This window comes from Bradyrhizobium sp. WSM4874, from assembly GCF_055811835.1.
The window spans coordinates 156579-169631 of record NZ_JBVVPR010000002.1; the positions used below are offsets into that span (position 1 = coordinate 156579).

The window sequence follows — 13053 nt, forward strand, 5'->3', positions numbered from 1 at the left end:
GGTCGAGGCGGCCTCACGCCGCCTCGAGATCGAGATCCGCCCACACCGGCACGTGGTCCGACGGCTTCTCCCAGCTGCGCACATAGCTGTCGATGCCGACATTGGCGAGCCGGTCGCTGGCCTGTGGCGACAGGAGCAGATGGTCGATCCGCAGGCCGTGGTTCTTCTGCCAGGCGCCGGCCTGGTAGTCCCAGAAGGTATAGAGCCCGGGCTCGTCGGTGACGGCCCGAAGCGCATCGGTCAGGCCGAGGCCGAGCAGGGACTGAAAACTCTCCCGCGTCTCGGGCTTGAACAGGGCGTCCTCGGTCCAGGCGGCGGGATTATGGACGTCCCGGGCATGCGGGATGACGTTGAAGTCGCCTGCGAGGATCAGCGGCTCCTCGGTCTTGAGGCGCTCCTTCGAATACTCAAGAAGCCGCGACATCCATTTGAGCTTGTAGGGATATTTCTCGGTCCCGACCGGATTGCCGTTGGGCAGATAGAGGCAGGCGATACGCAGCACTCCGCGCTTGAGCGTCACCACGCCTTCGAGGAAGCGGGCATGCGCATCCTCGTCGTCGCCGGCCAGCCCCGACTTGGTCTCGTCGAACCGCAGCTTCGAGAGCAGGGCGACACCGTTGAACGTCTTCTGCCCATGGGTGACCACGTTGTAGCCGAGCGCCTCGATCTCCAGCCGCGGGAAGGCCTCGTCGACACATTTGATCTCCTGGAGGCAGACGATGTCCGGCTGGCACTCCTTCAGCCAGGTCAGCAACAGGTCGATCCGCTGCCGGACCGAGTTCACGTTCCAGGTGGCTATTCTGATGGGCATCTTGGCGGCTCCGGGCAGGGGCCATGGTTAGAACAAAATGCAAACGCGCCCGTCAAGGACGCTGCGAAATCTCCCACAAAATTAACCCGGCTTAAGTCGGGGCTGGGCCATTGATCGTGAAAAGGTTTTTCGAATGGGACGGCCGGACAAATCCATGAAGCGAACCGAGCCCCGCCACGGGTTGATCGGTGCGTTCCTGTACTGGCTCGGCGGCTACGAGATCGAGGACGGCTTGACCGCCGGTCTCAGCGAGCGCGAGCTGAGCCGCATCCGCGCCAAGCAGATCGACGCCGTGATACAGCTGATCCCCGTGACCATGGCTGTCACCATGCTCAACGTCGCCGTTGTGCTGATACTGTTCTGGGGCAGGGGCTGGAACGACTTTCTCGCGATCTGGGGCATGACCCTCGCCACCGCCGCCTCGCTCGCGGTGCGCGCGTGGCGGCGCTCCCACCAGAGCCCGCCACAGGAAGCCTCGCCCCGCGCGGCGCGGCAAATGTTGCGGCAGGCGTTTTTCCTGGCCGCGATCTGGGGCACGCTGCCAGTCGCGCTGTTCAGCCGCATCGAGCCGACCAGCCAGCTCATTCTGGCCTGCCTGATGGTCGGCATGATGTCCGGCGGCGCCTTCACGCTCTCGACCTTCCCGCGCGCGGGCCTCGTCTATCTCGCGACGACGACGATCGCCTGCGCCGGGGCGTTGCTGTTGTGCGGCACCGGGCCTTACCTCGTGACCGCGGTGTTCCTGCTGCTGTTCGCGTTCTTCATGGCGCGCAACATCGTCTCGCAAGGCAATCTGTTCCTCGGCAATCTGAAGGCCCAGCTCGAGCTCGAGCGCCAGACCGAGATCATTTCGCTGTTGCTGAAGGATTTTCAGGAGAACGCCAGCGACTGGCTGTGGCAGACCGACGCCGAAGGGCATCTGGTCGACGTGCCCGAGCGCTTCGCCGCCGTAGCACAGCTCCCACTGCCGCTGCTGAAGGGCGCGCATTTCGCCGACGTGCTCGACATGCTGTGCCCCGAAGACAAGAGCGCGGCCTACAACGTCGTCGGCCTGATGGAGCACGCCGAACCGCTGCATGAGATGAACCTCAAGGTGGTCGCCGGCGGGGAGGCGCGGCTGTGGTCGCTCACTGCGAAGCCGGCCTACGACCGCGACGGTCAGTTCCTCGGCTATCGCGGCTTCGGCCGCGACGTGACCGAGCGCTGGCGCGCGGAAAAGGCCGAGGCCGAGAGCCGTGCCAAATCGGATTTCCTCGCGGTGATGAGCCACGAGATCCGCACGCCGATGAACGGCGTGCTCGGGCTTGCCAGCATGCTGCTGGAGACAAAACTCGATCCGGAGCAGCACGAGGCCGTCACCACGATCCGCGAGTCCGGCGACAATCTCCAGCGCATCCTCAATGACATCCTGGACCTCTCCAAGCTCGAGGCCGGACGCTTCGCGTTCGAGGCGATCGACTTCGCGCCGCAGGCGCTGGTCGAAGCGGTGGCGACCGTCGTGCGCGCGAGCGCCAAGAGCAAGGGGCTCGCAGTCAAGGTCGAGCTCGATCCCAACCTGCCGCCGACGCTGCGCGGCGATGTCGCGCGTATCCGCCAGGTCCTGCTCAATCTCGCCGCCAACGCGGTGAAGTTCACCGACGAAGGCGAAGTCACGATCGCGGCCGTCTGTCAGGCCCGCCGCGATCTGCTCGCCACCGTCGAATGGAGCGTGACCGACAGCGGCATCGGTATCGCTCCCGAGAAGCTTGGCCAGCTCTTCTCCGACTTCGCCCAGGCCGACGCCTCGATCAGCCGCCGCTTCGGCGGCACCGGGCTTGGGCTTGCGATCTCCCGGCGCATCATCGAGCAGATGGGCGGCACCATCGGCGTCACCTCGACGCCGGGCGAAGGCTCGACCTTTCGCTTCACGCTGGTGCTGCCGTGGAGCCAGGTGCAAACGTCCGATCACGACGCAGGCCGCGAGGAAGCCGACGATCTCAAGGTGCGTATCGCGGGCCTCGATCGACCGCTGAAGGTGCTGGTTGCCGAGGACGACGCCGTCAACCGCATGGTCGTGAGCAAGATGCTCGGTGCCTTCGATGTCGAGTTGCGCGTCGTGACCGACGGTGTCGAGGCCGTCGCGGCCGTGTCCGAGGGCGATTATGATATCGTGCTGATGGACGTCCGCATGCCCGAGATGGACGGCCTTAACGCGACCCGCGCGATCCGCGCCGAGGGCGGACGCTTCGCGGCCTTGCCGATTATCGCGCTGACCGCCAACGCCTTTCCCGAGGACGTCAAGATCTGTCGCGAGGCGGGAATGTCCGACTTCCTCGCCAAACCGCTGCGCAAGCCTGCGCTGGTCACGGCGCTGCTGCGTGCGCTGAACGGCCAATGGGTGTCGGAGGACGCACCGCTTCAGCCGGAGCAGATGCCGGTCGAGGCGGACTGGACGGACGAAGAAAGGCAGATCACCGGCGCTTAACCGGCAACGTCAGATCGAGAAGCTGGTCCCGCAGCCGCAGGACGCCGTGGCATTGGGATTGTTGACGCGGAACGAGGCGCCGATCAGATCGTCGACGAAATCGACCTGCGACCCCGCCAGGAACGGCTGCGAGGCGGAATCGACCAGCACCACTGCATTGTCCTGCTCAATCACGAGATCGTCGTCGGTGCGGGCACGGTCAATGTCGAACTTGTACTGGAAGCCGGAGCAGCCGCCGCCCTCGACCGAGATCCGCAGCATCGCGCCAGACCCTTCGCCCTTGAGGATCTCCCCAATCCGGCGTGCGGCCTTGTCACTGATGGTCACGTCAGTCGTCATCGTTCGCCTCCGATAGCCCCGCGGTCACACCAAGGGCACCTGAAGGTCGCTTGCCCAATTCAGTTGGTATCGCGCGTCCGGCATAGTTAAGTGCCACAATACGCAGAATCAAATGGATAGGGACTAAATTCACCGTGTCCGTCGGAATGGCTGCCCCCCACGCGCCCTATGCCTGCGATCCCGAGCGCAGTCGCGGCCGGCTGGTCGCGGAACCGCCGAGCCGGACCCGCAGCCCGTTCCGGCGGGATTGCGACCGGGTGATCCATTCCACCGCGTTCCGCCGGCTGAAGTACAAGACCCAGGTGTTCGTGTTCCACGAAGGCGACCACTACCGCACCCGGCTGACCCATTCGCTGGAGGTGGCGCAGATCGCCCGGGCGCTGGCGCGGCAACTGGGGCTGGACGAGGACCTCACGGAAACCCTCGCGCTCGCCCACGACCTCGGTCATCCCCCGTTCGGGCACGCCGGCGAGCGGGCGCTGGACGCCTGCCTGAAGGATTTTGGCGGCTTCGACCACAACGCCCAGACGCTCCGCGTCGTTGCGGCGCTGGAACACCGCTATCCCGAATTCGACGGACTCAACCTGACCTGGGAGTCGCTGGAGGGCATCGTCAAGCACAACGGTCCGCTGACCGATCGCAGCGGTGCGCCGGTCGGGCGTTATCGCGAGCACGGCATTCCCGTCGGCATCGCCGACTACATCAAGACGTACGATCTCCAACTGTGGAGTTTCGCCTCGCTGGAGGCACAGGTCGCCGCGATCGCCGACGACATCGCCTATGATGCCCACGACATCGACGACGGTCTGCGCGCCGGCCTGTTTCACCTCGACGACCTCAAGGTGATGCCCCTGACCGCGGAGATCATCGCCGAGACGTCGGCGCATTACCCCGATCTGGAAGACGTCAGGCGCGGCGCCGAGCTGGTGCGCGAGCTGATCTCGCACCTGATCGGTGCCGTGTTCGCCGAGGCGCAGAAGAGCCTCGCCGCCGTGAAACCGCAATCCGCCCAGGACGTCCGCCAGCAGAGCCGGGCATTGATCGCGTTCCCCGCCGCGGTCGCCGAGCAGGAAGCCGCCATCAAGCGCTTTCTCTATCAGCACATGTACCGCCACAAGCGGGTCATGCGGGTGATGGGCGAGGCCGAACAGATCCTGTTCGACCTATTCGCGAAATACCTCAAATCGCCCGGCGAGCTGCCGCCGGAATGGCTGGTCGGGGCGGAGGCGGACAATGAGGGCGACCGGGCTCGCCGGATCGGCAATTTCATTGCCGGAATGACCGACCGTTTCGCCCTGACCGAGCACCAGCGGCTCTTTGACTCGACCCCGGATTTGCGTTAGGCGGCGCCCATGCCCGACACATCCTCAGCACTGCACCTGTTCGCCGACGTGCTCGCACGCGTGCACGCGGTCTGCCGCGCGCTCGCGGCGGAAGCCAGCTGGCCCGAGGGCATCGATTTCTCGCGCGTGGTGGTCGAGCCGCCGCGCGATGCCTCCCATGGCGACATGGCGACCAACGCCGCCATGGTGCTTGCGAAAGAGGCAAGGGCAAAGCCGCGCGATCTCGCCGAGCAGATCGCCGAACGGCTGCGCGCGGATGCTCTGATCGCCAAGGTCGACGTCGCCGGTCCCGGCTTCATCAACCTGACGCTGAAGCCGGCCGCATGGGCCGAGGCGCTACGAACCGTGCTGCGCGAGGGCGCCGATTACGGCCGCGTCCGCGGCGGCTGCAAGATCAACGTCGAATATGTTTCCGCCAACCCGACCGGACCGATGCATGTCGGCCATTGCCGCGGCGCCGTGTTCGGCGACGCGCTGGCGAGCCTGCTCGAGTTCGCGGGCCGTGACGTCACGCGCGAATATTACATCAACGACGCCGGCGCGCAGGTCGACGTGCTCGCCCGCTCCGCGTTCCTCAGATATCGCGAGGCGCTCGGCGAAGACATCGGCGCGATCCCGGAAGGCCTTTATCCCGGCGACTATCTGAAGCCGGTCGGGCAAGCGCTGGCGCAGGAGCACGGCGACAAGCTCCTCGCCATGAGCGAGGGCGCGTGGCTGCCGACGGTGCGGGCCAAGGCCATCGCGATGATGATGGACGAGATCAAGGACGATCTCGCCGCGCTCAACATCCGCCACGATGTGTTCTTCTCCGAGCGCTCACTGCAGGACGCCGGCAACAACAAGGTCGCCGAGACCATCGATTTCCTGCGCGCCAAGGGCGACATCTACCAGGGCCGTCTGCCGCCGCCAAAGGGGGCCCCGGCCGAGGATTGGGAAGATCGCGAGCAGTTGCTGTTCAAGGCGACCGCCTATGGCGACGACGTCGATCGCCCGCTGATCAAGTCGGATAATTCCTACACCTACTTCGCCGCCGACATCGCCTACCACAAGAACAAGTTCGACCGTGGTTTCGCGGAGATGATCGACGTCTGGGGGGCCGACCATGGCGGCTACATCAAGCGCATGCAGGCGGCGGTGAAGGCGACGACCTCCGGCAAGGGGGCGCTCGACGTCAAAATCGTCCAGCTCGTGAAATTGCTGCGCAACGGCGAGCCGGTGAAAATGTCCAAGCGGAGTGGGGACTTCGTCACCTTGCGTGAGGTGGTGGATGAAGTCGGCCAGGACGCCGTCCGCTTCATGATGCTCTACCGCAAGAACGACGCGGTGCTCGACTTCGACCTTGCCAAGGTCATGGAACAGTCGCGCGACAACCCCGTGTTCTATGTCCAGTACGGCCACGCCCGCGGCCATTCGATCTTTCGCAACGCCCGGGCCGAGGTGTTCCCGGAACTCCCGGAGGAAACCGAAAAGCGCATCGCCTGGCTCGGTGAGTCGGCCGTGGAACGACTGTCGGACCCGGCTGAACTCGACATTCTTAAGCGGCTCGCAATTTTTCCGCGCATGCTGGAAGCGGCGGCAAGCGCCCACGAGCCGCACCGAATTGCTTTCTATCTCTATGACTTAGCGAGTGAATTTCACGCACTTTGGACGAAGGGGCGCGATTTGCCCTATTTACGCTTCATTATCAATAATGATGCAGATCTAACGAAGGCGCGGCTGGCCATGGTCCAGGGCGTCGTCTCTGTCCTGGCATCGGGCCTCGCCATCCTCGGCGTCCATGCTCCGGACGAGATGCGGTAGTTTGGGGCGAACTACTTAAGAGATTTCGGGGGTAACCGGCAGAAGCCGGATCGCTTAGACTTGGTTGAAAGCCTTGTGGGTCGAAGGCCGTGCCTTGGTCGAGGGGCGCGCGGCTTTCCCGAAGGGACGCATCATCACGATGGCCGAACGATATCAGGACAGACCGTTTCCTTCCGATGACTATGGTCGCGATCAGCATGGGGGCGGCGATCCCTTGGCCGAACTTGCCCGCCTGATCGGGCAGACCGATCCGTTTGCGGCGCAAGGGCGGCCGGGTGCGCAGCCGCCTGCACCGCCTGCGCCCGCCCAGAGCTATCAGGACGACGACTACCGCCAGGACGATGGCCAGCAGGATTATGCCGAGCAGGCGCCACCGCCCGGACCGCCCTCATGGATGCGGCGCGCCAATGTGCAGCCGCAGACGGCGCCATCTGAGCCTGCCTATCCCGCTTCCGTAAACCCGGTTCATCCACTGCATCGTTATTCAGCTCAGCCGACTGCGCCTGAGCCCGAACCTGATTTTCGTCAGCCGCAGGCCTATCCGGATCAGGCCTATCCGGATCAGGCCTATCAAGCTCCTGTCTATCAAGCTCCTGCCTATCAGGATCAGGCCTACCAGCAGCACGATCAGGCTTACCAAGAGCAGGCCTATCAGCAGCCCGATCCGGCGCGCTACGACGATGCGCTCTACGGACGGCTGGAGGCGGGCGAGCAGGACTATCAGCGCGATCCCGCCTATCCCGACGATCCTTACGCATTCCAGAGCGACTACCCCGAGGCCGACCTCGACGAGCCGAAGAAGCAGCGCGGCGGCATGATGACAGTCGCGGCGATCCTGGCGCTTGCCGTGGTCGGGACCGGCGCTGCGTTCGCCTACAAGACCTATGTGGGCTCGCCCCGCAGCGGCGAGCCGCCGATCATCAAGGCCGACAACACGCCGACCAAAATCGTGCCGGCGCCGTCGGACTCCTCGGCCAAGGTGCCGGACCGCATGGTCACCGGTGATGGCACCGAGAAGATCGTGCCGCGCGAGGAGGCGCCTGTCGACGTCAATGCCAAGGCGGGAGGTCCCCGCGTGGTATTCCCTCCGCTGAACCAGAACGCGAACCCGCCGCCGGTCGCGAGCGTGTCGCCGTCCAGCATCCCGGCGTCGAGTGCGGGGCCGATCCCGAGCAACGGCACGCTGCCGAACAATTCGCCACGCGCGATCAGGACTGTGGCCGTGAAGGGCGATCAGACCGATGCCACGGCGTCGCAAGCCGCCACGGCCGCGAAGCCGGCAGCTCTCCCGAAGCCCGTTGCGGCACCGGCTGCACCGCGCACGCCGCCGACCTCGGCCAATGCCAGCGCCAATCAGCCGCTCTCGCTGTCGCCGCAATCGGCGCCGGCTGCGGAGCCGCCGCAGCGGATGGCTGCGACCAATCCGACGCAAATTGCGCCCCCGAGCAGCGGTGGCGGCGGCTACGTCGTGCAGGTTTCCTCGCAGCAGACCGAGGATAGCGCCCACGCCTCCTACCGGGTGCTTCAGAGCAAGTACGGCAGCGTGCTTGGCTCCCGCGCACCGGTGGTCAAGCGGGTCGACCTGACCGACAAGGGCAAGGGAATCGTCTACCGCGCCTTCGCTGGGCCCTACGGCTCGCTCGAAGAGGCGAACCAGGCCTGCAACAGTTTGAAATCCGCTGGCCTGTCTGCCTGCTTCGTCCAGAGGAATTAACGGCCGTTTCCTTGACCCTCTCGCGGGTCAGGGTTAATCGGCCGTATGAGCACGCGGGCCTTCATTACCGGCGTTTCCGGAACGGAACTAACCGCCGCCGAGCGGGAGTTTATCCGCAGCGAACGCCCATGGGCCTTCATCCTCTTCAAGCGCAACGTCGAGACGCCGGCTCAAGTTGCTGCACTCGTTGCGGAATTGCGGGCGGTCGCAGGCTTTCCTGATGCCCCTGTCCTGATCGACCAGGAAGGCGGACGGGTGCAGCGCCTGGGGCCGCCACATTGGCCGGCCTATCCGCCGGGCGCAATTTTCGCAGGCCTCTACGATATTGATTCGGCGCTCGGGCTGACCGCGGCGCGCCTCGGCGCCCGGCTGATCGCGGCCGATCTCGCAGACCTCGGCATTACCGTGGATTGCTTGCCGCTGGCTGACGTGCCGGTGGCTGGCGCCGACGCTGTCATCGGGAACAGGGCTTACGGCACCGAACCGGGAAAGGTCGCCGCGATCGCTCGCGCGGTCACCGAAGGCCTGGAAGAGGGTGGCGTGCTGCCGGTCCTCAAGCACATCCCCGGCCATGGCCGAGCTACGGCCGATACCCATTTCAAGCTGCCGACGGTCGACGCGTCGCGAGATGAGCTGGATCGCACCGACTTCGCGGCATTCAAACCGTTGGCGGATTTGCCGATGGCCATGACTGCACATGTTGTGTTTAGCGCGGTCGACCCCGCCCATCCGGCGACGACATCTGCGACAATGATCGCTGAGGTGATTCGCGGCACAATCGGGTTCCAGGGTTTGTTAATGAGTGATGACGTGTCGATGAATGCGCTGTCGGGCAATATCGCCGAGCGGACCCGCGCGATTTTTGCGGCTGGTTGCGACATGGCCCTGCATTGCAACGGCAACATGGAAGAGATGCGTGAGGTCGCCGGCCAGACACCCGAACTGGCGGGCAGGGCGCTGGAGCGCGCGAACGCCGCGCTCGCGGCGCGTAAAGGACCGCAACCGTTCGATCGCGCGGCCGCACGCGCCGAACTGGACGCATTGATCGCACGGGCAAACACGGCATCGGCATGACCGCAGAAATCCTATCGTTTGAAACCGGGCGGCCCGCAGAGCTCGCCGAGGGTGAGCCCGCGTTGGTGGTGGACGTCGAGGGCTATGAAGGTCCGCTCGACCTGCTGCTCGCACTGGCGCGGCAGCAGAAGGTCGATCTCGCCAAGATCTCGATCCTGGCGCTCGCCGACCAGTATCTCCACTTCATCGAAGCCGCACGAAAGATCCGCCTGGAGCTTGCCGCCGACTATCTCGTGATGGCGGCCTGGCTCGCCTTCCTGAAATCGCGCCTGCTGCTGCCGGAGCCGCCGAGTGCGGAAGGCCCCAGCGCCGAGCAGATGGCGACGGCGCTCGCCAACCGCCTGCGCCGGCTGGAGGCCATTCGTGAAGCCGCCAACCGGCTGATGAATCGGCAGCAATTGCTGCGCGACATCTTTCCGCGCGGCGAGCCCGAGCAGATCGCCGAGATCAAGCATCCGAAATACACCGCAACGCTCTATGACCTGCTCACCGCCTATGCCGCGCAGCGCCAGTCGCGCGTGCTGGCGAGCGTGCATCTGGCCAAGCGCACGGTGTGGTCGCTCGCCGAGGCGCGCGCCACGCTGGAGCGGCTGGTCGGCAGCATCAGCGAGCAAGACGATTGGGGCGTTCTCGACGATTTTCTGCTTCAGCATGTCGCCGATCCGACGCAGCGCGCGACGGTGCTCGCCTCGAGTTTCGCGGCTGCGCTCGAGCTGGTGCGCGAAGGTCAGCTCGAGCTGAATCAGAAAGAGGCGTTTGCGCCCATCTATTTCCGGAAGGGGCGCCCCAAGCCGGTCATGAACGCAGCTCCTGCGCCCGATGCGCCGGTCGCTTAAGTGCAACAAGGAGAATCTGCCATGGCAAGCCTGGCTGAAGTGCGGGTAGAAGAGGCCGAGCCGATGGAGAACGAGTCCCAGGCACGTCCCGAAGAATTGCGGCTGCTGGAAGCGCTGCTGTTCGCTTCGAATGAACCGCTGGATACCGCGACGCTGGCCAAGCGCATGCCCGAGGGCGTGGACGTGAAGGCCGCGCTCGAGCAGTTGCAGGCCGACTACTCCCTGCGCGGCGTGAATCTCGTGCGGGTCGCCAACAAATGGACCTTCCGCACCGCGGGCGATCTCGCCTGGCTGATGACCCGCGAGAGCACCGAGACCCGCCGCCTGTCGCGCGCCGCGATCGAGGTGCTGGCGATCATCGCCTATCACCAGCCGGTGACGCGCGCCGAGATCGAGGAGATCCGCGGCGTCATCACCTCGAAGGGCACGCTGGACGTGCTGCTGGAAACCGGTTGGATCAAGCCGCGCGGCCGTCGCAAGACGCCGGGCCGTCCCTTGACCTTCGGAACCACCGAGGACTTCCTGTCACAGTTCACTCTGGAACAGCTCGGCGATCTGCCGGGTCTGGAGGAGCTGAAGGGCACGGGGCTCCTGGATTCGCGCCTGCCGACCGGATTCAGCGTGCCGACGCCGTCGGATGACCCTACTTTGCGTGAGGACGAGGATCCGCTGGAACCGGGCGAGGACCTTGATCTCGCGTTGGCGCCTGCTGTCGAGCCCGAGACGCCGCCGGAAGGCGGCAATGAGGGCGGCGAGGGCGGCAGCGAAGACTGACGTCCCGGCCTTTTACGGGCCCCCTGCGACCAGTTAACACTAGCAAAATTACGTAGCGCCAACAGCGAATTGGCGCTGCCTTGGTCCTTGTTTTTGACACCTGCCAAGCCTAGGTTTCGGTGAAGATCGGCCGGGTCCCGGCCATGCGCGTTTGGAGGGTTGCAGGATGGGTTCACTCAGCATTTGGCACTGGGTCCTGGTGATCGCGGTGGTCCTGCTGCTGTTCGGTCGCGGCAAGATTTCGGATCTGATGGGCGACGTGGCGCAGGGCATCAAGGCGTTCAAGAAGGGCATGCAGGACGACGACAAGGTCGCCGACAAGCCCGAGCCGGCCAAGTCCATCGAGCACAACAATGCCGCGCCAACCGCGGCACGGTCCGACGTCGGCAGCAAGGCCGTCTAAGCCAGAGAGCACGCGAGACGCGGGTAGCGGACCCGATCCTGCGCGCGAGGGATTGGGCCGGCTGCGGCTGGCGTGAACGGAAGACCTCATGTTCGACATCGGGTGGAGTGAACTGGTCCTGATCGGGGTCGTGGCCCTGATCGCCATCGGCCCGAAAGAGCTGCCGGGCGTGCTGCGCATGGTCGGACAGTGGATGGGCAAGGCGCGCAAGATGGCCGCCGAATTCCAAGGCCAGTTCCAGGAAGCGATGCGCGAAGCCGAGATGGCCGACCTCAAGAAAAGTTTCGACGAGGTCAAGGAAGCGGCTTCCGGCTTTGCCGGCAACAATCTGATGACCTCGCTCCAGAAGGACGTCAGCGACGCGCTCCGCGTCGATGCGCTGGACAAGCCGGCCGAGACTTCGACCACTACCGATCTCGAACCGCCGGCGACTTCAATCGACTTGCCGGCGACGCCCACCACACCGGAAGCGCCGACGCCCGAGACCTTCGTGGAAGCCGAGGCACATGCGGCCGTGAGCGAGCCGCTCGCCATCACCCGTGAGGTCGAGCAGGCGCAGATCACTCAGGGTTCGGTCGCGCAAGGTTCGGTCACCCAGGATACTGCGCCGGCCGACGCCATCAAGGACGCCAAAGCGTCATGAGCGCCGCCGATATCGAGGCCAGCAAAGCTCCCCTGATGGACCATTTGATCGAGCTGCGTTCGCGGCTGATCAAAGCGCTGCTCGGCTTCGGCATTGCGTTCATCTTCTGCTTCTTCTTCGCCAAGCAGATCTACAACGTGCTGGTCTGGCCGTTCGTGTGGGTGGCTGGTCCCGAGAATTCGAAATTCATCTACACGGCGCTGCTGGAATATTTCATCACCCAGCTCAAGCTCGCGCTGTTCGGCGCCGGCTTCATCTCGTTCCCGATCGTCGCGACGCAGATCTACAAGTTCGTCGCTCCGGGCCTCTACAAGCACGAGAAACAGGCCTTTTTGCCGTATCTGGTCGCGACCCCGTTCTTCTTCGTGCTGGGCGCAGCACTGGTCTATTTCGTTGTGCTGCCGATGCTGGTCCGCTTCTCGCTCGGCATGCAGCAGGCCGGCAGTGACGAGACCGCGCAGATTCAGCTGCTGCCCAAGGTCGGCGAATATCTGTCGCTGATGATGTCGCTGATCTTCGCCTTCGGCATCGCCTTCCAGCTTCCGGTGATCCTGACGCTGCTCGGCCGTATCGGCATCGTCACGTCAAAAATGCTGCGCGAGAAGCGCCGCTATTTCATCGTCATTGCCTTCGTCATCGCGGCCGTTCTGACCCCGCCCGACGTGCTCAGCCAGTGCTCGCTCGCGATCCCCTTGCTCTTGCTCTACGAAGGCTCGATCATCGCGGTGGGAATTGTGGAGAAGAAGGCGGCAGCTTCGCAAGCCTCTAGCGGCACCGACGTATCGACGCCGGCCAATCCGGCGGAGTAGGGGCACACCCCTCGCTGTCATTCCCCGCGCAGGCGGGGAATCC

Annotated in this window: 12 protein-coding genes; 10 read left to right on the plus strand and 2 right to left on the minus strand. The window is 64.9% G+C overall.

Annotated features, from left to right (window positions below; all coding sequences use genetic code 11):
- Positions 1–13 precede the first annotated feature (13 nt).
- Positions 14–811 carry an exodeoxyribonuclease III gene (gene xth / locus AC0L3P_RS03045; RefSeq protein WP_247462342.1) on the minus strand — a complete coding sequence of 266 codons (798 nt, stop codon included), beginning with the start codon at positions 809–811 and terminating at the stop codon, positions 14–16.
- Positions 812–944: 133 nt separating this feature from the next.
- Between xth and AC0L3P_RS03050 the strand changes: the two genes are divergently transcribed.
- Positions 945–3275, plus strand: a complete 2331-nt coding sequence (locus AC0L3P_RS03050) for a hybrid sensor histidine kinase/response regulator (protein ID WP_473300944.1) — start codon at positions 945–947, stop codon at positions 3273–3275.
- A 9-nt stretch (positions 3276–3284) separates the two neighbouring features.
- Here the strand turns inward: AC0L3P_RS03050 and erpA are convergent, their stop codons facing one another.
- Positions 3285–3614, minus strand: a complete 330-nt coding sequence (gene erpA / locus AC0L3P_RS03055; RefSeq protein ID WP_007610737.1) for an iron-sulfur cluster insertion protein ErpA — start codon at positions 3612–3614, stop codon at positions 3285–3287.
- Positions 3615–3748: 134 nt separating this feature from the next.
- Here erpA and AC0L3P_RS03060 point away from each other — a divergent pair, with 134 nt between their 5' ends.
- The 9 genes from AC0L3P_RS03060 (at position 3749) to tatC (ending at position 13010) form a co-directional block, all read left to right on the plus strand.
- Entirely contained in the window at positions 3749–4957 is a 1209-nt protein-coding gene (locus tag AC0L3P_RS03060) for a deoxyguanosinetriphosphate triphosphohydrolase (protein WP_275171210.1), read from the plus strand.
- Positions 4958–4966: 9 nt separating this feature from the next.
- Complete coding sequence (gene argS, locus AC0L3P_RS03065) at positions 4967–6757, plus strand: arginine--tRNA ligase (RefSeq protein WP_473300945.1); 1791 nt, start codon at positions 4967–4969, stop codon at positions 6755–6757.
- A gap of 139 nt (positions 6758–6896) precedes the next feature.
- Positions 6897–8471 carry an SPOR domain-containing protein gene (locus AC0L3P_RS03070; protein WP_473300946.1) on the plus strand — a complete coding sequence of 525 codons (1575 nt, stop codon included), beginning with the start codon at positions 6897–6899 and terminating at the stop codon, positions 8469–8471.
- Between the two features lie 45 nt (positions 8472–8516).
- A complete protein-coding gene (nagZ, locus tag AC0L3P_RS03075; RefSeq protein ID WP_473300947.1) occupies positions 8517–9545 on the plus strand; it encodes a beta-N-acetylhexosaminidase in 1029 nt (342 codons plus the stop codon).
- Positions 9542–10381 carry a segregation and condensation protein A gene (locus AC0L3P_RS03080; protein WP_473300948.1) on the plus strand — a complete coding sequence of 280 codons (840 nt, stop codon included), beginning with the start codon at positions 9542–9544 and terminating at the stop codon, positions 10379–10381. The genes nagZ and AC0L3P_RS03080 overlap by 4 nt, the downstream gene beginning before the upstream one ends.
- A gap of 21 nt (positions 10382–10402) precedes the next feature.
- A complete protein-coding gene (scpB, locus tag AC0L3P_RS03085) occupies positions 10403–11155 on the plus strand; it encodes an SMC-Scp complex subunit ScpB (RefSeq protein WP_275171206.1) in 753 nt (250 codons plus the stop codon).
- Between the two features lie 166 nt (positions 11156–11321).
- Positions 11322–11558 (plus strand): twin-arginine translocase TatA/TatE family subunit, encoded by a 237-nt coding sequence (locus tag AC0L3P_RS03090; protein ID WP_007610722.1) that lies wholly within the window; start codon positions 11322–11324, stop codon positions 11556–11558.
- Positions 11559–11646: 88 nt separating this feature from the next.
- A complete protein-coding gene (gene tatB, locus AC0L3P_RS03095; RefSeq protein ID WP_473300949.1) occupies positions 11647–12201 on the plus strand; it encodes a Sec-independent protein translocase protein TatB in 555 nt (184 codons plus the stop codon).
- The gene (tatC, locus tag AC0L3P_RS03100) at positions 12198–13010 is read left to right on the plus strand and encodes a twin-arginine translocase subunit TatC (protein WP_354059181.1); all 813 of its coding nucleotides are present in this window, start codon (positions 12198–12200) and stop codon (positions 13008–13010) included. Before tatB ends, tatC begins: the two co-directional genes overlap by 4 nt.
- The last annotated feature ends 43 nt before the right edge of the window (positions 13011–13053 follow it).

What these genes read in the sequence shown, in the direction of transcription:
- xth (WP_247462342.1), bottom strand. Translation starts at nt 811, where the DNA reads ATGCCCATCAGAATAGCCACCTGGAACGTGAACTCGGTCCGGCAGCGG.
- AC0L3P_RS03050 (WP_473300944.1), top strand. Translation starts at nt 945, where the DNA reads ATGGGACGGCCGGACAAATCCATGAAGCGAACCGAGCCCCGCCACGGG.
- erpA (WP_007610737.1), bottom strand. Translation starts at nt 3,614, where the DNA reads ATGACGACTGACGTGACCATCAGTGACAAGGCCGCACGCCGGATTGGG.
- argS (WP_473300945.1), top strand. Translation starts at nt 4,967, where the DNA reads ATGCCCGACACATCCTCAGCACTGCACCTGTTCGCCGACGTGCTCGCA.
- AC0L3P_RS03070 (WP_473300946.1), top strand. Translation starts at nt 6,897, where the DNA reads ATGGCCGAACGATATCAGGACAGACCGTTTCCTTCCGATGACTATGGT.
- nagZ (WP_473300947.1), top strand. Translation starts at nt 8,517, where the DNA reads ATGAGCACGCGGGCCTTCATTACCGGCGTTTCCGGAACGGAACTAACC.
- AC0L3P_RS03080 (WP_473300948.1), top strand. Translation starts at nt 9,542, where the DNA reads ATGACCGCAGAAATCCTATCGTTTGAAACCGGGCGGCCCGCAGAGCTC.
- scpB (WP_275171206.1), top strand. Translation starts at nt 10,403, where the DNA reads ATGGCAAGCCTGGCTGAAGTGCGGGTAGAAGAGGCCGAGCCGATGGAG.
- AC0L3P_RS03090 (WP_007610722.1), top strand. Translation starts at nt 11,322, where the DNA reads ATGGGTTCACTCAGCATTTGGCACTGGGTCCTGGTGATCGCGGTGGTC.
- tatB (WP_473300949.1), top strand. Translation starts at nt 11,647, where the DNA reads ATGTTCGACATCGGGTGGAGTGAACTGGTCCTGATCGGGGTCGTGGCC.
- tatC (WP_354059181.1), top strand. Translation starts at nt 12,198, where the DNA reads ATGAGCGCCGCCGATATCGAGGCCAGCAAAGCTCCCCTGATGGACCAT.